General features: G+C 66.6%; 18 protein-coding genes and 2 pseudogenes. 5 read left to right on the top strand and 15 right to left on the bottom strand.

What is annotated here, in order from left to right; all coding sequences use genetic code 11:
• Nucleotides 1-67: 67 nt before the first annotated feature.
• The 5 genes from XCSCFBP4642_RS0102330 to XCSCFBP4642_RS0102310 all read right to left on the bottom strand — a co-directional run bounded on the left by XCSCFBP4642_RS0102330 (nt 68) and on the right by XCSCFBP4642_RS0102310 (nt 7,591).
• Complete coding sequence (locus tag XCSCFBP4642_RS0102330; protein WP_029218367.1) at nt 68-802, bottom strand: hypothetical protein; 735 nt, start codon at nt 800-802, stop codon at nt 68-70.
• 185 nt (nt 803-987) lie between these two features.
• Entirely contained in the window at nt 988-2,334 is a 1,347-nt protein-coding gene (locus tag XCSCFBP4642_RS0102325) for a sigma-54-dependent transcriptional regulator (RefSeq protein WP_029218366.1), read from the bottom strand.
• Complete coding sequence (locus tag XCSCFBP4642_RS0102320) at nt 2,319-3,761, bottom strand: sensor histidine kinase (protein ID WP_029218365.1); 1,443 nt, start codon at nt 3,759-3,761, stop codon at nt 2,319-2,321. Before XCSCFBP4642_RS0102320 ends, XCSCFBP4642_RS0102325 begins: the two co-directional genes overlap by 16 nt.
• A gap of 48 nt (nt 3,762-3,809) precedes the next feature.
• On the bottom strand, nt 3,810-5,519 hold the full coding sequence (gene poxB, locus XCSCFBP4642_RS0102315; RefSeq protein WP_029218364.1) for a ubiquinone-dependent pyruvate dehydrogenase: 1,710 nt from the start codon (nt 5,517-5,519) through the stop codon (nt 3,810-3,812).
• A gap of 443 nt (nt 5,520-5,962) precedes the next feature.
• On the bottom strand, nt 5,963-7,591 hold the full coding sequence (locus XCSCFBP4642_RS0102310; RefSeq protein WP_235048262.1) for a hypothetical protein: 1,629 nt from the start codon (nt 7,589-7,591) through the stop codon (nt 5,963-5,965).
• 328 nt (nt 7,592-7,919) lie between these two features.
• On the opposite strand from XCSCFBP4642_RS0102310, the gene XCSCFBP4642_RS0102305 reads away from it, so the two are divergent.
• Nucleotides 7,920-8,516: an OmpO family porin gene (locus XCSCFBP4642_RS0102305; RefSeq protein WP_029218362.1), complete on the top strand. Its 597-nt coding sequence runs from the start codon at nt 7,920-7,922 to the stop codon at nt 8,514-8,516.
• Nucleotides 8,517-8,775: 259 nt separating this feature from the next.
• Here the strand turns inward: XCSCFBP4642_RS0102305 and XCSCFBP4642_RS0102300 are convergent, their stop codons facing one another.
• The 6 genes and pseudogenes from XCSCFBP4642_RS0102300 to XCSCFBP4642_RS23845 all read right to left on the bottom strand — a co-directional run.
• A complete protein-coding gene (locus XCSCFBP4642_RS0102300) occupies nt 8,776-9,801 on the bottom strand; it encodes an NAD(P)H-dependent glycerol-3-phosphate dehydrogenase (RefSeq protein ID WP_029218361.1) in 1,026 nt (341 codons plus the stop codon).
• Nucleotides 9,802-9,816: 15 nt separating this feature from the next.
• Nucleotides 9,817-10,329 (bottom strand): protein-export chaperone SecB, encoded by a 513-nt coding sequence (gene secB / locus XCSCFBP4642_RS0102295; RefSeq protein ID WP_010370592.1) that lies wholly within the window; start codon nt 10,327-10,329, stop codon nt 9,817-9,819.
• Between the two features lie 109 nt (nt 10,330-10,438).
• Nucleotides 10,439-10,873, bottom strand: a complete 435-nt coding sequence (locus XCSCFBP4642_RS0102290) for a rhodanese-like domain-containing protein (RefSeq protein ID WP_029218360.1) — start codon at nt 10,871-10,873, stop codon at nt 10,439-10,441.
• Nucleotides 10,874-10,948: 75 nt separating this feature from the next.
• Entirely contained in the window at nt 10,949-11,371 is a 423-nt protein-coding gene (locus XCSCFBP4642_RS0102285; protein ID WP_029218359.1) for a hypothetical protein, read from the bottom strand.
• Between the two features lie 27 nt (nt 11,372-11,398).
• Nucleotides 11,399-11,869, bottom strand: a pseudogene (locus XCSCFBP4642_RS23850) (YiiD C-terminal domain-containing protein).
• Between the two features lie 214 nt (nt 11,870-12,083).
• Nucleotides 12,084-12,718: pseudogene (locus XCSCFBP4642_RS23845) on the bottom strand (glycosyltransferase family 25 protein); the annotation flags it as partial.
• 234 nt (nt 12,719-12,952) lie between these two features.
• On the opposite strand from XCSCFBP4642_RS23845, the gene XCSCFBP4642_RS0102270 reads away from it, so the two are divergent.
• The 3 genes from XCSCFBP4642_RS0102270 to XCSCFBP4642_RS0102260 all read left to right on the top strand — a co-directional run bounded on the left by XCSCFBP4642_RS0102270 (nt 12,953) and on the right by XCSCFBP4642_RS0102260 (nt 16,066).
• Nucleotides 12,953-13,723 (top strand): uroporphyrinogen-III synthase, encoded by a 771-nt coding sequence (locus XCSCFBP4642_RS0102270; protein WP_029218358.1) that lies wholly within the window; start codon nt 12,953-12,955, stop codon nt 13,721-13,723.
• Between the two features lie 103 nt (nt 13,724-13,826).
• Nucleotides 13,827-14,804, top strand: a complete 978-nt coding sequence (locus tag XCSCFBP4642_RS0102265; protein WP_029218357.1) for a uroporphyrinogen-III C-methyltransferase — start codon at nt 13,827-13,829, stop codon at nt 14,802-14,804.
• Nucleotides 14,801-16,066, top strand: a complete 1,266-nt coding sequence (locus XCSCFBP4642_RS0102260) for a heme biosynthesis protein HemY (protein WP_029218356.1) — start codon at nt 14,801-14,803, stop codon at nt 16,064-16,066. Before XCSCFBP4642_RS0102265 ends, XCSCFBP4642_RS0102260 begins: the two co-directional genes overlap by 4 nt.
• A gap of 211 nt (nt 16,067-16,277) precedes the next feature.
• Here the strand turns inward: XCSCFBP4642_RS0102260 and XCSCFBP4642_RS0102255 are convergent, their stop codons facing one another.
• Both XCSCFBP4642_RS0102255 and XCSCFBP4642_RS0102250 read right to left on the bottom strand, forming a co-directional pair.
• Nucleotides 16,278-16,823: a hypothetical protein gene (locus XCSCFBP4642_RS0102255; RefSeq protein WP_029218355.1), complete on the bottom strand. Its 546-nt coding sequence runs from the start codon at nt 16,821-16,823 to the stop codon at nt 16,278-16,280.
• 113 nt (nt 16,824-16,936) lie between these two features.
• Nucleotides 16,937-18,232 carry an acetyl-CoA C-acetyltransferase gene (locus XCSCFBP4642_RS0102250; protein WP_029218354.1) on the bottom strand — a complete coding sequence of 432 codons (1,296 nt, stop codon included), beginning with the start codon at nt 18,230-18,232 and terminating at the stop codon, nt 16,937-16,939.
• Nucleotides 18,233-18,320: 88 nt separating this feature from the next.
• Here XCSCFBP4642_RS0102250 and XCSCFBP4642_RS0102245 point away from each other — a divergent pair, with 88 nt between their 5' ends.
• A complete protein-coding gene (locus XCSCFBP4642_RS0102245; RefSeq protein WP_029218353.1) occupies nt 18,321-19,205 on the top strand; it encodes a hypothetical protein in 885 nt (294 codons plus the stop codon).
• A 732-nt stretch (nt 19,206-19,937) separates the two neighbouring features.
• On the opposite strand, the gene XCSCFBP4642_RS0102240 is transcribed toward XCSCFBP4642_RS0102245, so the two are convergent.
• Nucleotides 19,938-20,585 carry a superoxide dismutase family protein gene (locus XCSCFBP4642_RS0102240; protein ID WP_029218352.1) on the bottom strand — a complete coding sequence of 216 codons (648 nt, stop codon included), beginning with the start codon at nt 20,583-20,585 and terminating at the stop codon, nt 19,938-19,940.
• Nucleotides 20,586-20,631: 46 nt separating this feature from the next.
• On the bottom strand, nt 20,632-21,231 hold the full coding sequence (locus XCSCFBP4642_RS0102235) for a superoxide dismutase family protein (RefSeq protein ID WP_029218351.1): 600 nt from the start codon (nt 21,229-21,231) through the stop codon (nt 20,632-20,634).
• Between the last annotated feature and the right edge of the window lie 219 nt (nt 21,232-21,450).

The following is a 21,450-nucleotide window of genomic DNA, read 5'->3' as shown; positions in this document are numbered from 1 at the left end:
CGGTCGAGCCGCTGGCCGCGCAGCTGCATGGCCAGCGGAGAGACGAACGAATGAGGAACCTGCCGGCTCAGCGACCGGCAGGCGGCACCGGAGCGCCAGGCGGCAGCGGACCGTCCGGACGCGGCGCGGCGAACAACGTGCGCAGCGAGGCGCGGTCACGGCCCAGCTGGGTGGCTTCGATCGCGCGGCCGTCCGGGGTGGCCACGCCGAAGCCGTTGGCGCTCAGCGGCGCACCCACGCGCAGCAGGTCGGTGAACTGCAGTGCCAGGTGCGGGGGCATCCGGACCACGGTGCCATCGCTGACCAGCGCGCCATTGACCTCGCCGGCAGGCCCGTAGACCAGGCGCTGGATGGTGCCGTCGGACTGCAGCGGGGTCAGTTGGCCGGGAGTCGGCGGCGGCGCGCCGAAGGTGGGCGGGCGATCGACCACCTCGCGGCCGCTACGGCTGGAGCGGATCGAGCTGGCCTGCAGCACCGGCAAGTTGCCCAGCCGAAAGCCCTGCACGACGACGCTGTCGCCGGCGCGCACGGCAGTCTTCACCTCGGTGGACAGGTGCGGCGGGAAGCCCACCTGGGTCCCGTCACGCAGCCATAGGCCGTCGACATCGCCATTGGGATTGAGCATGAAGCGCTCGACGCTGCCGCTCACGCTCACCGGCGTAGCAGCGACGGGGGTCGGCGGGGTCGGCGGGCCACCGATCGGGCCATTGGGAGCCGGCGGCGGCGGCGGCGCGCCGACCTGGGCGGCAGCGGCGCCGATGGTGCAGGCCAGGGCAAGTGCAAGAACGGTCTGACGCATCATGGGGATGTCTCCAGCGCGGCGAAAAGAGGCCGCGTGTCATTCCCCAAGCAGCAATCATGCCAACCTATAACCCATTGTTTTATAAATGAATTCCTGCACACATCAGCGCACGGAGACGTCTTGATTTCATCCACCCTGTCCGCTTTGGGGACACCCCTGGACCGACGGAGGAGCGTGCGCAGGCGTCACAGCCCGTATTCCTCCAGCTTGCGATAGAGCAGCTGCCGGTGGATGCCCAGCCGACGCGCCGCCTCGGCCCGGTTGCCCTGGCTCTGCGCCAGCGCCGCCTGGATCATCTCCCGCTCCAGACGCGCCACCGCCTCGGGCAGGCTTCCGACGGGCGCCGAGATCACCGGTGGCGATGGTTCGCCGGCGTCGGCCAGCGCCTCATCCAGATCGGGCGCATCGATGCTGGTACCGCGACCCAGCACCTGGCTGCGCTGCATAACATTGCGCAGTTCACGCACGTTGCCCGGCCAGCGGTGCGCCAGCAGCCGTTCCTGCGCCGCCGGCGACACCCCCTGCGCCCGTCCGGTGCCGCTGCGCAGGAAGTGCTGCGCCAGCAGCAGGATGTCCTGGCCCCGCTCGCGCAACGGCGGCAGTTCGATCGGCACCACGTTCAGGCGATAGCGCAGGTCGCTGCGAAACCGCCCGTCGGCCACGCAGGCCGCCAGGTCGCGATGGGTGGCGGCCAACACCCGCACGTCCACCTTCTGCGGGCCACTGCCCCCCAACGGCGTCACCTCGCCTTCCTGCAGGAAGCGCAGCAGCTTGGCCTGCATCGGCAGCGGCATGTCGCCGATTTCGTCCAGAAACAGGGTGCCGCCGTCGGCTTCGCGAATCAGCCCGAGCCGGTCGCTGCTTGCGCCGGAAAACGCGCCCTTGCGATGGCCGAACAACTCGCTTTCCATCAACTCCAGCGGGATGGCCGCGCAATTGACTGCAACGAACGGTGCGTTGGCGCGAGGACTGGCGCGATGCAGCGCACGCGCGGCCAACTCCTTGCCGGTGCCGGTTTCGCCGGTGATCAGGACCGGCAGGTCGGACGCGGCTGCCAGCCCGATGCGCTTGTGCACGGTACGCATCGCCGGGCTGTGCCCGACCAGTGCATCGTCTTCTTCGGCCGGCTCGCTGGTCTCATCGGTCTCGGCGGCCGTGTCGTGCACGCGGCTCAGCAGCGCGCGCTGCACCACCTCGACGATATCCGCGCGCCCCACCGGTTTGACCAGATGATCGAAGGCGCCCAGCGTCATCGCCTCGATGGTGTTGCCGCTGGACACATGCGCGGTGAGCATCACCAGCGGCACCTTGCGCGCCTGCGCATCGCCCTGGCGCGCACGCAGGACTTCGATGCCATCCATGCCGGGCATGCGGAAATCGACGAACGCCATGTCGATGCCGCCTTCGCTCAGCCGTGCCAGCCCGTCCGGCCCAGTGTCGGCAGCGACCACGGTGTGGCCGAGCGAGCGCAAGGTGGCTTGCAAGGTCGTACGAAACGCCGCATCGTCGTCGATGATCAGGATGCGCGCCATGGCAGCTCCACGATGAAATCGGTCAGCCCGTCGGCATGTGCGTAACGCACCTGCCCGCCGTGCGCGCGCGCGATCTCGCGCACCAGCGCCAGCCCGAGCCCGTTGCCGTCGCTGCGCCCGCTGACGAACGGTTCGAACAGCTGCGCGGCAATCGGCGCGGCGATCGCCGCGCCATGGTTGGATACTCGCAACTGCAGCATGCCATCGGCTTCTGCCGCCTGCAGCGTCACCTCGCTGCCCGGCTCGGCGTGCTGTGCGGCATTGCGCAACAGGTTGTGCACCGCACGCCCGAGTTGCTGCGGATCCAGTGTCCAGCGCAACGGCGCCACCGGCACCCGCAAGCGGGGCGGTGGCATCTCCGGTGGCAACAGCTCCGGCGCCAGCAGCGCACCCAACCAGGCCTGCACGTCCACCGTCTCCAGTTGCAGGCGGATCGGCTGCACCATGCCGAGCAGGCTCTCGACCACCCCATCCAGGCGTTGGATCTGCGCCAGCATGATCTCCGCATGCGCCGCCGCGTCGGGCGTGGCCTCACGCTGGGCGATCTCGTTTTCCACCGCCAGGCGCATCGTGGCGATCGGGTTGCGGATCTCGTGCGCCACCGTGGCCGTCATCCGGCCAAGCGCGGCCAGACGTTCGTGCCGTGCCAGCTCATCGGCCAGACGACGCGTCTGCGCCAGCGCCTGTGCGTTGCGTTGTGCGTAGTCGTTGACCGCCGCACCCAGCCGATCCAGTTCCGGCGTGCCGGTCGGCGGTATGTGCGGTGTCTGCGTCTCGGCGGCCAATGCCTGCTGGATGCGATGCAAGCGCCGGCTCCAGCGCCGCACCACCACCCCCAGCGCAATCGCCGAGACCGCCACCATCGCGAAGATCAGCACCATGCCGACGACCAGCGGGCGCCAGGCGTCGGCCTTGCTGGCGGGTACCCGCGTCATCGTCCATGCCGCACTGCCCGACACCAGCGGACAGGCGCTGATCAGCAGCACTTCGCGGCGACCATCCCGACGGTAGTGCACGGCAGTCTTGTCCTTCACCGCCTGCTGCGCCGTGCCCACGATGGTGGTCCATTCGGCCGCAGGGATATCGGTCTTGTGGTCGCTGCCATCGTAGGTAGGGTACGCATAGGCAATGAAGCCCCGGCGCAGGTCCCAGACGCCACCTTCGACACCGGGTGCGTCGGCCAGCACCAGCTGCACCACCACCGCTGCCAGGCCGATTCCATCATCGCCGGTACGCGCCGCCTCGCTGGCTCCGGCATACCGTTGCACGATGCGTGTGCATTGCGTGCTCAATTGCTGGCGCGCTTCCTCAAGCCGCACGCCCTCGGTTTGCCGATACAAGCCGTACAGCATCGTGGCCACGCCCACACAGGCGGCCACGATGACCACCCAGATCAACAGCAATTGCCGCAGCAGCGAACGAGGCATGGAACGTCCCAGGAAGATCAGGCGGTAGTGTGCAGCGTGGCTGCTGTCTCAGCGCAGATTGGTCTTGACCAGCTGCAACACCTCATCGCCGCGCCCGCTCATCACCGCCTTGAGCATGTACAGGCCCATACCCTTGGCCTGTTCGAGCTTGATTGCCGGCGGCACCGCCAGCTCCTGCGTGGCGATACGCACATCCACCAGCGCCGGACCGGAATGCGCAAATGCCTGCCGCAACGCGCGCTCCAGCTGCGCCGACTCATCGACACGGATGCCCAGGATGCCCATCGCATTGCTCATCGCGGCGAAATCCGGGTTGCGCAGCTCGGTACCGGTATCCAGGTAACCGGCCGCCTTCATTTCCATCGCCACAAAGCCCAGCGAGGCATTGTTGAACACCACGATCTTCACCGGCAGCTTCAATTGCGCCAGCGAGATGAAGTCGCCCATCAACATTGCAAAGCCGCCATCGCCAGACAGCGAGATCACCTGACGCCCGGGAAACGCCGCCTGTGCGCCCAGCGCCTGCGGCATGGCATTGGCCATCGAGCCATGGTTGAACGACCCCAGCAAACGGCGCTTGCCGTTCATGCGCAGGTAGCGCGCGGCCCACACCGTGGGCGTGCCGACATCGCAGGTGAACACCGCATCCTGATCGGCAATCTGGCTGATCAGCCGGGTAACGAACTGCGGATGCAGCGGCTCGCCCGGATCGGCGGGCACGGCCAGATCGTCCAGCCCGTCGCGCGCGGTGCGATAGTGCTCCAGCGATTTTTCAAGGAAGCGGCGATCTTCCCGGCGCTGCAACTGCGGCATTAAGGCCGCGATGGTTTCGCCCACATCCGCCGCAATGCCTAACTGAAGCGGCGTGCGCCGCCCTAGCGCGCCCGGGTCGTGGTCCACCTGCACGATGGTCGCGTCCTTCGGATAGAACTGCCGATACGGAAAATCCGTACCCAGCATGATCAAGGTGTCGCAGTTGAGCATCGCGTGGTAGCCGGAGCTGAAGCCGATCAAGCCGGTCATGCCCACATCGAACGGGTTTTCCCACTCCACGTATTCCTTGCCGCGCAGCGCATGCACGATCGGCGCGCCGAGCGTATCGGCCAGGGCCACTACCGCATCGTGCGCACCGGCGCACCCGCTGCCGCATAACAGGGTGACCGCCGTGCTCTGCTGCAGCAGCTCGGCCAGTTGCTGCACATCCTCGGCGGCCGGCAACAGGCGCGGTGCGCGCAGCGCCGGCCATGCGCTCGACAGATGCTTGTCCACCTCCAGCAGCGCGATGTCGCCGGGAATCACCACTACCGCCACGCCCTGCTGCAGGATGGCGGTGCGCATCGCCCGGTGCAGCACTTCCGGCAGCTGCGCCGGGTTGGTCACCAGCTCCACAAAGTGGCTGCACTCGCGGAACAATTGCTGTGGATGGGTTTCCTGGAAATAGCTCAAGCCGATCTCGGACGAGGGGATATGCGCGGCGATCGCCAGCACCGGTTGCCGGCTGCGGTGACAGTCGAACAGCCCGTTGATCAGATGCAGATTGCCGGGCCCGCAACTGCCCGCACACACCGCCAGCTCGCCCGTCACCGCCGCTTCGGCGCCTGCGGCGAACGCGGCCACTTCTTCGTGGCGCACATGCATCCATTCGATCGTCTGCATCTCGCGCAAGGCATCGGTCAGGCCGTTGAGGCTGTCGCCGGTCAACCCCCAGATCCGCTGCACACCAGCGCTCTGCAGCGTCTCGGCCAGAAACCGTGCCAACGTCTTTTTCTTGCCCACGATGCAGCTCCACGCTATCTTTGAGCAGGTAGCTTGGCAGCGGGAATGTATGCCTGGCGTCTAGTTGCGGCCCGCGCTACGTCTTTCACGCGCACCTGGCAGATGAATGGTCTGGCTGGAGAGTGACCGAGCTGTCACTGCTCACCCGCCAGCATCGGTGCCCTCTCCCGAGACCTCACAGGCTCATACAGAAACTGGGGCTACAAAAAGTCACCTTTCTGAAAGCTTCCCCGGCCCAGGTGGGTGCGTAAGATCTGGGGCCCCTGCGAGTGCAACTGGGAGATCACTAACATCCTCGCGATCGTCGACCATGCGCGAGACCTGAATCATCCTGCCATTTCTGTCGTACGAGAGATTAGCCAGGTTTCCACGCGCGTCGGTTTGGCTGACGGCGCGTCCAAAGGCGTCGTAGCGAACGCTTTGCGTCAAGTTGAGCCGTCGCGTTCCAGCGTCCTGCACAGTCTGCAACTGCAGACCGCGACGATCGTAGCTGTAGGTCGTGACCGTGCCACGTGGCGTGCCGGCTGCACGCTCAATCCGCTCCAGTTGACCAAACACGTGTAGGTCTGCAGCGTGCGTACACCGAGCGTGTCGGTCGCCGTGATGACCTGACCGTTTGCGTTGTAGGTGAATTGTTGGCGCGCGTCGTTTGCGGCTGTGAAAGATAGGGTGCCGAGTGCATCCAGGAGGCTCTGACGGCTGTCGGGCACGGCCAACTGCAGGCGGCCGACATAGCGGATCTGCTCCGTCTGATCGCCAAAAGCGTTGTAACGCCACTCGGTGACTTCGGCCTGTGCGTTTTTGACGCCTTCCGCACTGGACATGCCCTGCGCGGTGTAGCGCAGGCGCCCTTCGGCATCATGGACGAACCATGTCGCGACCCCGTTGGGATTGGTGCTGCGGATCATGCGACCCAGCGCATCGTACTGATAATGCGTTGCGCAACGGGCAATCAGCTCCTGACGCTCCTGCTCTGACTGCACATCGACCAGTTTCTCCGAGCCAGCACCATCGAGTTCGGCGATCAACTCACCAAACGCGTTATAGAAACGGTTATTTTCCCGCGTCTTAACGATCTCCCATCCCCACTCGTCTGTACGGCGGTCTTCACTGATGGCCTGCGCCAGACGACCCGCCGCATCGTACGTGTAGCGCGTCACCAGACCACTAGTGGAGACCTCGGTCTCCAGCTGACCCATGCTATTGAACTGCCGACGCTGCTGCCGATAGGCAGCTTCATCCGCTACCGCGGCAACCTGCCCGCGAATGCTTGCCCAGTCGCCCGTGCGAGACGCCTCCGGCACCTGCCTGTAGTACGACAACGTCGCACGACTATTGCCATCCTCGTCGAAGACGTACTCGGTGACGTAGCCTTCCGGATCGAGCTGGCCAACCAGATTCCCGCGTCCGTCATAGAACAGGCGGATGGTCTGATCCCCGTCTGCGGCTGCTGGACGTAGCTGCTGTAGCGTGCCGGCGGCGCGCAGGCTAGCCGTTGTGGCTGTTGCATAGGCGATGGTGCGAATCAGTCTTCCCGCCTTGTCGTAGCCGCGTTCGACCAGGACGCCTTCGGCATCCGGCGTCGCTGTGAGCAGACCCGAAGCATCGTAGAAGTTACGTGTCACCCGTGCCGTGGCCCCGGTGCCGATAGTGGCGGTGATCAGGCGCCCGGCGTCATCGTACGCATAACGAGTCACCGTACCGACCGCACTGGTCTCAGTCAGTACCCGACCTGCGTCGTCGTAGCTACGACGGGTGACGCGGTCGTTGGCGCTGTCTGTCTGCAGCCCGATCTGCGACACCATGGCCGGGACCACTGCTCCGTCCACCAGCCAGTTTGAGGTCGTGACGCGATTTGCGTGCGTCGTGGTGGCGACCACCCGGTCCGCGCCGTCGAAGCTATAGCCGATGACGGTGCCCGTGGCATCGACTTGCGCCGCGAGCCGGCCCTTTTCATCGTAGAACTGGTGTACACGCCCACCCAACGCATCTTCGGATGCACGCAGCAGGCCTGCAGCATCATAGATGTAGCGTTGCGTGCGCGCGGCGCCCACGCTGCTGGGATCTTCCAACGTCGTTGTCGTGATCCGCCCTGCTCTTCACTGGAAGTCATCAGTCCACATTGCCTATCCCGTGCAGGCGCAAAGAGTTTAGCTATACGGCTCCGGATCCGCTGCTGGGAAGTTCGTCACAATTGGGCTTGGCTTTACTGCTACCGGGGCGCAATACAAGAAAGCGCAGCTGAATCTGGTGCGATGATTTATCAACTGCTCAGTCCAGAATTCATGTCGCGTTCCATCGAATAACGGAGAATTTACATCTCGGCAGCGAACGGCATCCGCCTCAGCGCCGGCCCAAACCATAAGTACAGGTATCTCGATCATGAAGACTTCTCTGCTGGCCCTCGGCCTTCTCGCTGTCCTGCCGTTTGCGGCCTCCGCTGCCGAAAACCTCTCCTACAACTTCGTCGAAGGCGACTATGTGCGCACCCCGACCGAAGGTCGCGATGCAGACGGTTGGGGCCTGAAGGCTTCGTACGCCGTTGCTCCGAACTTCCACGTGTTCGGTGACTACAGCAAGCAGAATGCCGACGACAACGACAACGTGTTCGAAAGCTCCAACTCCGACTTCCAGCAGTGGGGCGTGGGTGTGGGTTACAATCACGAGATCGCCACCAGCACCGACTTCGTTGCGCGCGTTGCGTACCGCAAGCTGGACCTGGACACCCCGAACATCAGCTTCGACGGCTACAGCGTGGAAGCCGGTCTGCGTAACGCCTTCGGCGAACACTTCGAAGTCTATGCCCTGGCTGGCTACGAAGACTTCTCCAAGAAGCGCGGCATCGACATCGGCGACAACTTCTACGGCCGCCTTGGCGCGCAGGTGAAGTTGAACCAGAACTGGGGCATCAACGGCGACATCCGTATGGATGGCGACGGCAACAAGGAATGGTCGGTTGGCCCGCGCTTCAGCTGGTAAACCGCACGTTTAAATGCAACGCGACTCTCTCTCCCGCGTTGCATCGGAAGCCCGGTCCCCCGACCGGGCTTCTTTCTTTTGGGGGGCGGCGGGCGCTGCGCGCAGCTCGCCCGCAATGCGGCTCCTGTAGAAGCACGGTGCAGCGCGTTCAAGCGGCTACGTCTTGCTGCCAGCCTTCGCGATCGACACCAACAAAAAGCCCGGCAATGCCGGGCTTTTTGTTGGCTTCTGCGCAGCGCGTCAATGCGCGATGCCACGATCAGGTAAACAAGGTCTGCGGATACTCGGGCTTGCGCTCGCGTGCAAGCAGGCCCTGCAAACCGGCCTCCGGCGTGATCTCGCCATGCAGAACCGCGCGCACGGCATTGGAGATCGGCAGTTCGATGCCATGCTGCTCGGCCTGGCGCATGACCTCGTCGGCCGTCTGCACCGACTCGACTACCTGGCCGATCTCGCGGATCGCATCGTTCAGGCTCTGCCCGCGCCCCAACGCCAGGCCCAGCCGCCGGTTGCGCGACAGATCGCCGGTGCAGGTGAGCACCAGATCGCCCAACCCGGCCAGCCCCATCAGGGTTTCCGGACGCGCACCGATCACCGCGGCCAGACGCAGCATCTCGTTCAAGCCACGCGTGATCAAACCGGCGCGTGCGTTGAGGCCAAGCTGCATGCCGTCGGCCACACCGGTGGCCACGGCCAGCACATTCTTCATCGCGCCGCCCAGTTCGGCACCCACCATGTCATCGCCGGTGTAGGCGCGGAAGGTGGGGCCATGCATCGCATCGGCCACGACCTGCGCAAACGCGGCATCGTCGCCATGCACGGTGATGGCAGTGGGCAGGCCAAGCGTGACTTCCTTGGCGAAGGACGGCCCGGTCACCACGGCCAGCGGAACCGCCGGGCCGAGCAGATCGCGTGCCACTTCATGCAGGAAGCGTCCGGAACCCGGTTCAAAGCCCTTGGTCGCCCATGCCACGCCAGCGTTGGCCGGACGCAACGGAGCGATCAGCCGGATCGTTTCGGTGAAGGCATGCGAGGGCACCACCACCAGAATCCAGGTGGCGTCGGTGACGGCCGCCTGCAGGTCGGTGGTGGCACGCAGACTGGCGGGCAGCGGAATGCCGGGCAGGTAACGCACGTTCTCGTGGGTGCGGTCGATGGCATCCACCATCGCCGCATCGCGGCCCCAGAGCACGGTCGGATGACCGTGCCTGGCGAGCAGCGCGGCCAGGGCCGTGCCCCAGGAACCGGCGCCGAGAACGGCGATCTTGTGAGTCGAATCGCTCATCGGCGCAACCGCAGCTTAGGCGTTGCCGGCCGGCTCTGAATCGGCCAGCGAGGTGCCTTCGTTCTGACGCTGACGCAGAGTTTCTGCGTACAGGGCTTCGAAATTGATCGGCTGCAGGTAGAACGGCGGGAAGCCACCGGCCTGGATCAGGTCGCTGACCAGGGTGCGCACGTACGGGAACAGGATGTTCGGGCACTGGGTACCCAGCAGCACGTCGATCGCCTGCGGCTCCAGGCCGACCAGGCCGAACACGCCGGCCTGCTGTACTTCGGCCACATAAGCGGTCTTGCCACCGGCGGTGCAGGTCAGGGTCACGGCCAGCACGACTTCGAACGCGTTGTCGTTGAGGCGCTGGACCTTCTGGTTGAGGTTCAGCTGCAGCTCGGGCTGGTTGGCGTCATTGAACACCGCCGGTGCGTTCGGCGATTCGAAAGAGACGTCCTTGACGTAAATCTTTTCGATGGTGAAGGCGGGACCAGCAGCGGCGTCGGCCGGCGCAGCGGCGCCGTTGAGGATTTCGTCGGACATTCCTAACTCCAGAAACGGTTCGGTGGATGCAGCGTTGAATGATGCAGACGTGAAAACGCAAGTATCTCACGCAAGCAATGGGGGCTTGTCGGGCGCCGCACAAGGCGGATCAGCGGCCCTTGATCAGTGGTAGCTCGGCCATCTGCCAGGCAGCCACGCCGCCTTCGAGCCAGTACACCTTCTCGAAGCCGGCTTTCTTCAGCGTCTTGGCCGCGCCTGCAGAGGTGTTACCGCTACGGCAGACCACCACCACTGGCGATGCCTTGGCGTTGGTCAGCAGCTTGCTGGCCGGGTCGAACTTGGCCAGCGCCACGTTGCGGCTGCCGGCGATATGGCCCTTCTCGAAATCGGCGCTGGGCGACAGGTCGATCACCAGCGCGTCTTCGCTGTTGATCAAGCGGGTCAACTCGGCCGGCTTGAGTGCGCGGTACCCACGGAACAGGCGCGCGACCTCGGTGACGATCAGGGCGATGGTCAGGCCCACCAGGGCCAGCGACAACATGGGGTTGCGGCCGACAAAGGCCTGAAGCTCTTCGAAATTCACGGGGTCAGGGTCAGTCAAGCGGGCGGGAATTGTCGCACAGCTGGCACGCACGACGGCCAGCGCACACTGGCCGGGCTACTGGCCCTTCCACAGGTCGGGCAGGCCGCTGGCCAGCCACCAGCGTTTGTGCTCGGCATCCCAGCGCCAGATCTCGATGCTGCGCACCAGCCGTTCGGCCTGGGTATTGCGGTTGATCACCCGCAACTCCACCTCGCGGCGCAGGTCGCCGTTGGCATCATCGCCGGTACGCAGCTCGCGGTAGCCGGAAATCTGCACCTGCTCGTAGCGCGAGCGTTCCAGGTCGCTGACCGGGTGGGCCTGGGCATAGGCCGGTTCGATAAACCCCTGCGCGGCGTCGAAATCGCTCCAGCGCACCGCGGCCGTATAGGCCGCCTGGGTGGTTTCCAGCGCACGCGCCTGCGCCCGGCTGCCGGCCGAGGCTGCCCCGCTCAGCAGCGCCAATCCCAGCACGAGCACCGCTCCAATGACTGCACGCATCCGCTTTCCCCCGATCCAGCCCGCATCCTACCGTTTCGGGAACGCCACGAAACGCCCGCTCAAGGTGGCCGCGGCCGTTCCCGAGCCCAGCGCGATCTGCGCGCGCATGCCGATCCGCGCCTTTCCGCGCTACCGGAAGGTGGCCAGAAACGCCTCCCAGCCGCCCAGCTCGGAGGGCGCCGCGTCGGCCACCAGCTCTTCATACACCGGCGCCACGTAACGCAGCTGGCTATCGGCCACATAGACGTCGGCATCGTGTCCGGCCAGCTGCAGCTGCAGCGTCAGCCAGCCCCAGCCGGCCAGCGTCATCAGCGAGGCCAGGCTGCCACCGAACGCATTGGCCTTGTCGTTGACGTTGGCCTGCAGTGGCGCACGCAGGCGCAGCGCACCATCGTGCAATCCGTCGACGGCGATGCCCATCGACAGCACCGGCGGCATGGCGATGAATTGCTGCTGCAGCGACTGCAGGGCGGATGCGAGCGTGTACGAAGGAGTCATCGACGAAGGCGGGAAGACGGCGAAGGGCGGCATCATGCCGCAATGTCCGGCGAGCGTCTTGTGCAAGGAGACGACATGCGGTACCGCATGGTGAACGCGTGCAGCATCGCGTGATGACCGGTGGTGCTGAGACCGCGTCAAACCCGCGTGCTGGTCGCTGGCGAATCGCAGGTCAGGCAACGCTGAACGCGTGTGCGCGTGTGGGCCGCATGCGCGCTGCATGGAAGGACTTGTCCTGGATGCAGGCCGCCAGGGGAGAGCTGGTAGGTGGCCAGCTGATGCGCCACCGGCGACGGGTTCCACCCGAACAAAAAGATGTCGGCCATGGTGTGCCAGCGCGCATCGGGGGCAAGCAGCAAGCGCGCCGCCCCGCGACTGATGATCCGTGCGCCGGCGCACACCGTCCAGCAATGCTGGTGGCGCGATGGTCGCACCAGGCGCAATTGACGGCCGGCAATCTCGGTTACCTTGGCATCGGGCTTGATCCGGTTATAGGATGGCTCCAGCCGCACGATGCTGGTGCCGTGCGGAAGCCAGTCGGTGCTGCGCAACAGCGCCGGCAATGCATCGTCGTCTTCGAAGATGGCGGTGTAGGCATCGTCGGAATCGGCGGCGATGCGCCAGGCCGCCTGGCGGCTCAGGAAGCGGCCGATGGTGGAGGCGGTCCAGCGACGCGGGCCGCTGCTGTAGCCTTCGCCGGATCCTTCCAGCGGGCGCTCGTGCACGAACGCGACGATCTGCTCGGGCGTCGAGGTCGCTCCATCCACCGCGGGGCAAGCGCTCGGGCGGCAGGTCCATCGCCTGCAACCGCGCCGACATCGCCCGCAGCCGGTCGCCGCTGCGCTGCATGTTGATGAGATAGGACTTGATCGCGGCGCGACTCCAGCTCGGTTGTCGTGCCGGATCGTGGCGCGATCGGGCGGATTTGCCAGAGGGGACGAAATGAGAGTCAGGTCCCCACAAATGAGCCGCGATGTGCCGCACCGCTGTGCACACCCCGTGCGCCTGTACCGCCCGGCTGGTCGATCACGCGGATGCCTCGCCCGGCCGCGCACGAGAGCGATGCTCTCGCATAATCACCGCATGACCCGCACGGCCACCGCCAGCTGGACCCTGGTTTCGCTGCGCCCCAGCGGCGAGCATGCGCCGTTGCGGCGGGCCGCCGCGCGCCACGGCGGGCGCGTGCTCGCGCTGTCGCCATGGCGGCTGCAGACCAACGACACCGCGCCGGCGCGCAGCGCGTTGCAGCAGGCGGTGCAGGCGCCCATCGTGGTGTTCACCAGCCCCGCCGCAGTGCAGGCCGCGCAGCGGCTCGCACCCTTGCGCCGGCCGCCGCAGGCGCACTGGGTCAGCGTGGGCGAAGGCACTGCACGCGCGCTGCATGCCTGTGGCGTTGACGCGGTGGCCCGCCCTGCCCGCATGGACAGCGAAGGCCTGCTCGCCCTGCCGCTGTTCCAGCCGCCACTGCACACGGTGGGGCTGATCACCGCGCCCGGGGGCCGCGGCATGCTCGCTCCGGCGCTGGAGCAGCGCGGCGCCCGCGTCCTGCGCGCCGAGGTGTACCAGCGTGTTGCGCTGCCTCTGCGCCGCGCGGCGGTGCAGGCGCTGGCGGCGGCACTGCCGCGCAGCGTGCTGGCGCTGAGCAGTGGCGAGGCGCTGGCACTGGTCCTGCAGCAACTGCCGAACGCACTGGTGGACGCATGGCGGCAACGTCCAGTGGTCGCTTCCAGCGAGCGCATGCGCGCCTCCGCGCTCGCAGCTGGATTCGATCATGTGGTGCGCGCCGAAGGACCGCTGCCTACACAACTGGCTGCGGCCGCCGCTACGCTCGTGACACCGCCGCGACCTTGCTGAACTGCGAACCCGAGCGCGGCTTGCAGGCGTCCGCCGACGCACGCCATGCTGTGGCGGATGACTGTGGCGCCTGCGCCAGTAGGGACCATCCGAGGATGTACGAATGACCGAAATGCCCGCTCCCGCGCGACGCGTTCCCTGGGCCTGGCTGCTGCTGGCGATCGCCGTGCTGGCCGTAGGCGTTGCGCTGTTTCTCGGCTGGCGAGCGTGGCAGGGCTATCACGCAGCGCAGTTGCAGGCGGCACAGGCGCAGCAACAGCGCTGGGACGGCACGCAGCAGCTGCTGGAAACGCTGCGACGCGACCAACGGCTGGCCAACGAGCGCCTGCAGGATGCGGCCGCCACCAATCGCGTGTTGCGCGACGAAATGCTGGGCCTGAGCCAGCGCAGCGCGCTGCTCGAAGAGACCGTGCAGAAACTGGCCGACCCCAACCGCCATGGCGCCCAGGCACTACAGTTGGATGAAGTGGAACTGCTGCTGCGGTTGGGCCAGCAGCGGCTCAGCATCGCCGGCGATGTCGATGGCGCACGCCGCGCGTACGCGCTGGCCAACGGCGCGCTCAACGGCATCGACGATCCCGGCTATCTCGATCTGCGCCAGGCACTGGTGCAGGAACGCGACGCGCTGGATCGCCTCGGTGCCGGCCCGCAGGCCCAGGTGGGGCAGACCCTGGACCGCGTTGCCGCCGATCTGCAGCGCCTGCCGGAGCAGACCACGCAGGCCAGCGACGCGGCGCGGCCGTGGTGGCAGAACGTGCTGGCGCCGCTGGTGGAGATCCGCCCCAGCCGCGGCGATGCGCTGCTGACTGGGGGCGACCGCCACGCTGCCGGCGACGCGCTGCAGATCGAACTCAGCCTGGCCCGCGCGGCGGCCGAGCGTGGCGATGCGCGGGGCCTTGCCCAGGCGCTGCGCCGCGTGGATACCTGGACCACCCGGCTGTGGCCGGATTCACCGCAACGGGCGCAGGTGCGATCGCGCCTGCGCGCCTTGCAACAAGCGCCGCTGCGTCCGCAACTGCCGGAACTGGGCACCACCCTGCTGCAACTGCAGGCCATGCGTGAAGGGAGATCCACCCAATGAAAGTGTTGCGTACCGTGCTGATCCTGTTGGTTGCCGTGGCGCTGGGCGTGCTCGGTGCGCAGTGGCTCTCGCACCAGACCAGCTACGACCTGGGCAATGTGGTGGTCAGCGTCGGTGGCAACGAGTACCGCTCCGCGATGCCGCAGGCGGCGTTGATCCTGATCATCGCACTGCTGCTGCTGTGGTTGCTGTGGACCTTGATCAGCCTGCCGTTCCGCGTGTGGGGCAAATACCGTCGCAAGAAGGGCCGCGCGCGCCTGATCGAAGGCCTGCGCGCCGCCGATCACGGCCAGTGGCAGCGTGCCGAGCGGCTATTGGTCAATGCCAGCGAAGACGAGGATGTCAGCGGCATTGCGCTGGCCAGTGCAGTGCGGGTGGCCGATGCACGCGGCGACGAGGCGGCAGCCAGTGCGCTGGCCCAACAGTTGGCCGAGCGCGACCCCACCGCGTATGCCCTGTTGCAGGGCGAACGCCATCTGGCACGCCAGCACCCGATCGAGGCGATCAATGCGCTGGATGCCGCCGGCGCCCAGCCGCTGCCGGCGCGCGGCCTGCTGCTGCGCACGCATGCGCTGACCCAGATCGGGCACGCCGACGAGGCCTACGGCCAGCTGGGCGCACTGCGCCAGCAGGCGGTGCTGGCGCCGGAAGCCTATGGCGCGCTGGAGGCCACACTGGCCGAACAGACCTTGCTGCAGGCCGGCGATGCCAATGCGCTGGCCGAACGTTGGGAAGCGCTGCCCAAGCCGCTGCGCACCCACCCGGCGGTGGTCGGTGCCTATGCGCAGCGTGCCGCCGTGCTGCATTGGGACGATGCCGCCGTGCACAGCCTGGAACAGGCGCTGGATACGCAATGGGACGAATCGCTGGTACGTCTGTACGGGGTGCTGCCGCTGGAAAAATATGATTCGCGCCGTGCCAGCGCGCAGCGTTGGCTGACCCAGTATCCGGACAGCCCGGGCCTGTTGCTGACCCTGGCGCGCCTGGCCCGTCACCAGCAACAGTGGTCGCAGGCCGAGGAGTTCCTGCATCGCGCGCTCGCCAATGGTGCCGGCAGCGACGCCTGGGAAGAGCTGGGACACGGGTTTGCCGCCGCCGGCGATCTGCTGTCGGCCCAGCATTGCTACGCCAATGCGCTGCGCGCTGCGCGCGGCGAGCCGGTGATCGAGGGCATGCCGCAACAATCGCTGCGCGGGCCGCTCGTCGCGGTCGGCACCACGCCTGCGGCCGATCCGCTCGCACCGGACAATCGCCTGCCCTGACCAGCGCGCGCCGCGCCCGGCCGGGAGCGGCGCAGGGGTTGGCATTGGCTGGTTGGTGGACTAGTACGCCGACGCATAGGAGCGTCTGGCCGCTGCCATAGCTCCCTGCACAAGCACGCACGCACGCAGGCAGCCGGTGTGCACGCATGTTGGAGAACGGCTTGGCGCGTGCAGCCCTCCATAGGTGTAGGGTGCGCGACGCCAGATCCGATCAGTTGCCGCGCCAGGCCGCTGGCGGTGGCGGCGGCAGTTCCTGCAGAAACGCATCGCAGGCTCCGAGATAGCGGGCCTGCCGATGACCGATCGATCGCGGCGACAACACCCGCGACCCCAGCCTGCCCACCAGCAGCATCGCCGCCATCACTGCACTGCCGATCACCCAGCGGAACTCGCTGTGCAGCGACAGGCCGCAGACCAGCAGCGCCAGCACCGAGGCCAGCGCCACAGCGACATAGCGCACCCGACGGCGCTCATGCAGGCTGCACAAGGTCAGCACATGCCCACTGCGCTTGCGCAGCGCGATCGCCAGGATCAGATACGGCAGCACGCCCAGCAGCAGCGCGGCGTAGATCACCGGATGGTGCCAATGAAAGATGTAGCGGCGCGGCGGCAGATCCGCCGGCGCATTGCACTTCACGCAGCGCGGCGGCAGGTTGGCGCCCGGCGTGCACACCAGGACATCGCCCTCGCGCCACACATCGCCCTGCACCGGCGTCAGGTACAGGCTGGGTGACTCGTGCTGCGCATCGTTCGACATCCATGCGTCCTTGCAGGTTGGGGATTCGGGAGTAGGGAGTAGGGATTCGCAAGAGCGGGTTCCGCCTTTGCGAAGCCCCACTCCCGAATGCCCAATCCCGCTGCGCAGCAGCGTCAGCGCTCGACGATCGCCACCACGCCCATGCCGCCGGCAGTGCAGATCGAAATCAGCGCGCGGCCGCCGCCGCGTTCTTCCAGTTGCTTGGCGGCGGTGGCCACCACACGCGCCCCGGTGGCGGCGAACGGGTGACCGGTGGCCAGCGACGAGCCCAACGGATTGATCTTGTCCGGATCGATGCGGCCCAACGGCGCGTCCAGGCCCAGCCGGGTGCGGCAGTAATCTTCGCTTTCCCAGGCGCGCAGCGTGCACAGCACCTGTGCGGCGAAGGCTTCGTGGATTTCGTAGATGTCGAAGTCCTGCAGGGTCAGGCCCTGGCGCGCCAGCATTTGCGGCACCGCGATGGTCGGCGCCATCAGCAGGCCTTCGCCATGCACGAAATCCACCGCCGACACCTGCGCATCGCGCAGGTAGGCCATCGGCGTGTGGCCATGCGCCAGCGCCCAGGCCTCGCTGGACAGCAGCACCGCGGCGGCGCCATCGGTCAGCGGGGTGGAATTGGCGGCGGTGAGCGTGCCGCGGCCGGAGGTCTTGTCGAAGGCCGGGCGCAGCGTGGCGAGTTTTTCCAGCGAGGTGTCCGCGCGCAGGATGTTGTCGCGCGACACGCCGCGAAACGGAGCGATGAGCGAATCGAAGAACCCGCGCTCATAGGCCGCAGCCAGCTTGTGGTGCGAGGCCACCGCCCATTCGTCCTGCGAATCGCGCGCGATGTTCCATTCCTTGGCCATGTCCTCGCAGTGGTCGCCCATGCTCTTGCCGGTGCGCGGCTCGGCCACGCCGGGGAACTCGGGCTTGAGCTCGCTCAGCTTGAAACCGCGCAGCAATGCCTTGAGCTTGTCGCCGGTGGCCTTGGCGCGGTTGGCCGCCATCAGGCGCGCGCGCAATTTCTTGCCATAGACGATCGGCACTTCGGAGGTGGTATCCGAGCCGCCGCCAATGCCCGAATCGATCTGTCCCAGCGCGATCTTGTTGGCGATGGTGATCACCGAATCCAGGCTGGTGCCGCAGGCGCGCTGCAGGGTGATGCCCGGCGTCAGCGGCGACAGACCCGACGACAGCGCCGCCTCGCGGGCCAGGTTCCAGTCGGAGGAGTGCTTGATCACCGCCCCCATCGCCACTTCGCCCAATTGCTGGCCATGCAGGCCGAAGCGCTCGACCAGCGCGCCCAGCGTGCGCACCGACATGCCCAGGTTGCCCACGTCCGCGTATGCGGTGTTCTGACGGCAGAACGGGATACGAACGCCGCCCAGAATGGCGACGGGACGGGCTGCGGGCATCGGTTGACCTGGCATGAAGGACTCGGGGACATGGCCTGCACAGGGCCGGCAGGCATAATGGCCGCAGTGTAGCTTCGACCCGGTGATGGGCCAACCGCGAATCATGAGCAAGACCGAACACGGCGTGACCGCCATGGGTGTGCTGGCGCTGGAATTGACGGGCGGCACCGCCCCCGAGCGCGGCGCCCTGGCGCCCGAGCAAGCCGGCATGCTGGCCGAACGTCTGGGCCGCGACCTGGCGCAGTGGATCCCCGAGGTGCGCGAACTCGAGCTCAGCGTGGCCATGGCGCACTTCGACCCGGCCGAGGTGCTGCGGCCGGGCTGGCCGCTGCACCGCCGCCTGGAAGAACTGCACGCCCGCGCCCCGGGCCGCGACCAGGGCCCGCGGGTGCTGGCGTTCGGCGCCGATGCGCAGGGCGAGATTCCGCTGCCGTTCCAGGCCGATGCGCAGCTCACCGGTGGCGGGCTGCGCGTACTGCCGTTCCTGCTCACCGGCGACCCACAGACTGTGGCCATCGTGGCCGAGGCGATGGAAGAGGTGCTGTTGGCCCAGGGCATGGCCCAGGCCGACACCGCGCTGCTGGCGCAGGAGAGCTTCGGCGCGCGCATCGAACATGCCCGCTATCTCACCGTGCACGATCTGGCGGCGATGATGTCGATGCAGTACGACAACCAGGGCCTGGCACCGCTGTGGCCGTTGATCGAAGCCGCCCTGCTCGCGCCCGCCAGCGAAGAGTGGCTGGAGCAGGCGCCGGAGCCGGTCCTGCGCTACGTCGATGGCGAAGTGCGCATCGCCCTGTTCGATCCGGCCGGCTGGTGCGATTACTACGCGCACGACCGCGAACACTGCGAGCGCCTGCGTGGGGTCTACGAACAATTCCTCTCGCGCCAGCGGCAAATGGCCGCGGTGCTGGAGGCGCACGGGCTATCGGTTCTCTATGTGCATGTGGAGCCGGATCAGGATCCGCGGCAGGCGCTGGCAAGTTAGCGCTTACCGAGCGAGAGCACCGGCCGGTCTATCCTGAGCGACTAACACGCGAGCGCGCGAAAGGATCTGTTGAACTGAGCCTACGCCCGGGCGCCGATGGCAAGACACAAGCCAGCCCAAAAACGGGCAGCGGCTATGCCGACGCTGACAATGCCGTGCTCGATGCCGCGCGCAAATGGCGCTTCTCATGCGACTCCTCGTCCGCACCACTACAAATTGCGCTCACTACTAAGCAATTCAATTTTTCGGGCTCCCCTATTCCAGAAAAGCAAAAGGTAGAAGCCCCGTCTTGCAGCGACGAACTGAGAACGACTGTTCGCGACACTCTTCCGATGGAGTACGCACATGCAGCGCAATTTCTGAATGATCTACCGGATCGGAACGATGTGGAATTGAACAAGGACATGGCCGGACCAGGCTTAAAGGTTTACACGACCAGTCTTAAGAAGGTCATGGAGCAGATCCTCTCATACGACCAACTCGAGCAGCCCAGTGTAACGACATGGCTGATTTTTATGCCTCCGCATCCGTGGGCACCCTCGGTAATACGTACGCGCAGCGAGACGATCACCGACGAGCCAAGTGGTCAGCGTCGTCCAATTACCCGAATTAACTATCTGTGCGAGTCGATTCCCACGAACTGCGCACAAGTTGAAAATCGTGTTACCGAGATGTATCAGCCACCCAGTGAGTTTCCTCGGCCGCGTTTCAATCGCGGCCGAGAATTGGGAGTTAACGCGTGGCCGCCTGCGCGTTGTCGGTGGTGATCACGCCGCAAGCCAGGCGGCCGCCCGCATTGCCGGTAGGCTGGGTTTTGTAGTCGTCGGCGTCGGCATGCACGATCACGGCATGGCCGGCGATGTCGAACTGGTCGGCCTTGCCGAGATTGACGTTGCTCGATACCGGTCCGTCGATGCTGGCATTGCCTTGCGCGTCGGCGGTGACGTTGGGCATGTCGCCGCCGTGATGCGGGTCGGCGCTGATGTTGCCATGGTCGGACTGGGCCGGATTGAAGTGCCCGCCGGCACTGCTGCCGTCCGGCGCGCTGCAGTCGCCCTTTTCATGGATATGGAAGCCGTGTTCGCTGTTGGGCTTGAGCCCGCTGAGCTGACCGGTAACGCGCAGCGCGCCGTCCACGGTCTTGAAGGTCACCGTGCCCTTGACCTCGTTGCCCTTGGTCGGCTTGAGTTCGGCGGTGGCCGTGGTGGTGGCGGCCGCTTCGCTGACCATGGAGGCGGCATGCTCGCCGCCATGCGCCGCATCGGCCGGCGTGCCGGCTTGCGGCGCGGGGGCCGGATCGGCCGGTGCGGGCTCCTCGCGCTTGCATGCGGTCAATGCCAGGGCGGTGGCCAGAAACAACGTGATGGGAAGAATGCGCATGGAAAGCTCCTGTAGAGACCGCGGATACGGCCATGGATGCCCCGACTCAGGGCTGCGAAGGGGGTGAACGCCACTGGGTGACGCGAATGACGCCGCAGGCCAGGCGTGCGCCGGCGTTGCCGCTGGGCTGGCTGCGGTAATCGTCGGCATCGGCATGCACGACCAGGGCCTTGCCGACCACGTCGCTGGGCGCGCCGTCGCCCAGGCTGATGCCGGAGAGAATCATGTCCAGATGCGCGACACCGTCGGCATCGGCGCGCAGATTGTCCATGTCCCCCAGGTGATGCGCGCCGTGGCCGGCCCGCCCGTGCGGCGCCCCGGCGGGATTGAAATGCGCACCGGCGCTGCTGGCATCGGCAGCGCTGCAATCGCCGCGCTCATGGACATGGAAGCCGGCCACCGCACCGGCACGCAGCCCGCCGACCGTGCCGGTGATACGGATGCCCTGCAACGCAGGTACCAGCACCACCCGGCCGCTGACCAGACTGCCCGATGCCGAGGCCAAGGCGGCTTCGGCCTGTTGCACCGGGCGCACCGGCACGACACGCGCAGCCGGCGGCGGCGTGGGAGGCGCCGGTGGCGTGCTGCTGCAGGCGGCCAGCGTCAGAGCGGTGAGGGCAACGACCGTGGACGACCGATAACGCATCGAGCTGTTCTCCTGATCAGGTTGGGAACCTATGCGGGTGCATGTTCACGTGTCATGAAATGCGCTTGGGCAGCCAAGGAGTTTACGGGGCTGGTGTCGCGAGCCGGGATGTGTGCAAAAAGCGCCCCTCACCCCAACCCCTTATCTCTTGGCGATCTGCCAGATTAGGCGTCGAGAGGCGGCGTGGTCGACCGATAACCCATAGGTCTGAGCGACCGC

The organism is Xanthomonas cassavae CFBP 4642, assembly GCF_000454545.1.
GTDB lineage: Bacteria > Pseudomonadota > Gammaproteobacteria > Xanthomonadales > Xanthomonadaceae > Xanthomonas > Xanthomonas cassavae.
This window is presented reverse-complemented; position numbering and strand designations above follow the sequence as displayed.

Bases quoted from the DNA above. Each gene is read 5' to 3' on its own strand.
- XCSCFBP4642_RS0102245 (WP_029218353.1), top strand. From the start codon at position 18,321: ATGAGCAAGACCGAACACGGCGTGACCGCCATGGGTGTGCTGGCGCTG.
- XCSCFBP4642_RS0102240 (WP_029218352.1), bottom strand. From the start codon at position 20,585: ATGCGCATTCTTCCCATCACGTTGTTTCTGGCCACCGCCCTGGCATTG.
- XCSCFBP4642_RS0102235 (WP_029218351.1), bottom strand. From the start codon at position 21,231: ATGCGTTATCGGTCGTCCACGGTCGTTGCCCTCACCGCTCTGACGCTG.
- secB (WP_010370592.1), bottom strand. From the start codon at position 10,329: ATGTCCGACGAAATCCTCAACGGCGCCGCTGCGCCGGCCGACGCCGCT.
- XCSCFBP4642_RS0102285 (WP_029218359.1), bottom strand. From the start codon at position 11,371: ATGCGTGCAGTCATTGGAGCGGTGCTCGTGCTGGGATTGGCGCTGCTG.
- XCSCFBP4642_RS0102250 (WP_029218354.1), bottom strand. From the start codon at position 18,232: ATGCCAGGTCAACCGATGCCCGCAGCCCGTCCCGTCGCCATTCTGGGC.
- XCSCFBP4642_RS0102305 (WP_029218362.1), top strand. From the start codon at position 7,920: ATGAAGACTTCTCTGCTGGCCCTCGGCCTTCTCGCTGTCCTGCCGTTT.
- XCSCFBP4642_RS0102325 (WP_029218366.1), bottom strand. From the start codon at position 2,334: ATGGCGCGCATCCTGATCATCGACGACGATGCGGCGTTTCGTACGACC.
- XCSCFBP4642_RS0102260 (WP_029218356.1), top strand. From the start codon at position 14,801: ATGAAAGTGTTGCGTACCGTGCTGATCCTGTTGGTTGCCGTGGCGCTG.
- XCSCFBP4642_RS0102255 (WP_029218355.1), bottom strand. From the start codon at position 16,823: ATGTCGAACGATGCGCAGCACGAGTCACCCAGCCTGTACCTGACGCCG.
- XCSCFBP4642_RS0102300 (WP_029218361.1), bottom strand. From the start codon at position 9,801: ATGAGCGATTCGACTCACAAGATCGCCGTTCTCGGCGCCGGTTCCTGG.
- XCSCFBP4642_RS0102330 (WP_029218367.1), bottom strand. From the start codon at position 802: ATGATGCGTCAGACCGTTCTTGCACTTGCCCTGGCCTGCACCATCGGC.
- XCSCFBP4642_RS0102320 (WP_029218365.1), bottom strand. From the start codon at position 3,761: ATGCCTCGTTCGCTGCTGCGGCAATTGCTGTTGATCTGGGTGGTCATC.
- XCSCFBP4642_RS0102270 (WP_029218358.1), top strand. From the start codon at position 12,953: ATGACCCGCACGGCCACCGCCAGCTGGACCCTGGTTTCGCTGCGCCCC.
- XCSCFBP4642_RS0102265 (WP_029218357.1), top strand. From the start codon at position 13,827: ATGACCGAAATGCCCGCTCCCGCGCGACGCGTTCCCTGGGCCTGGCTG.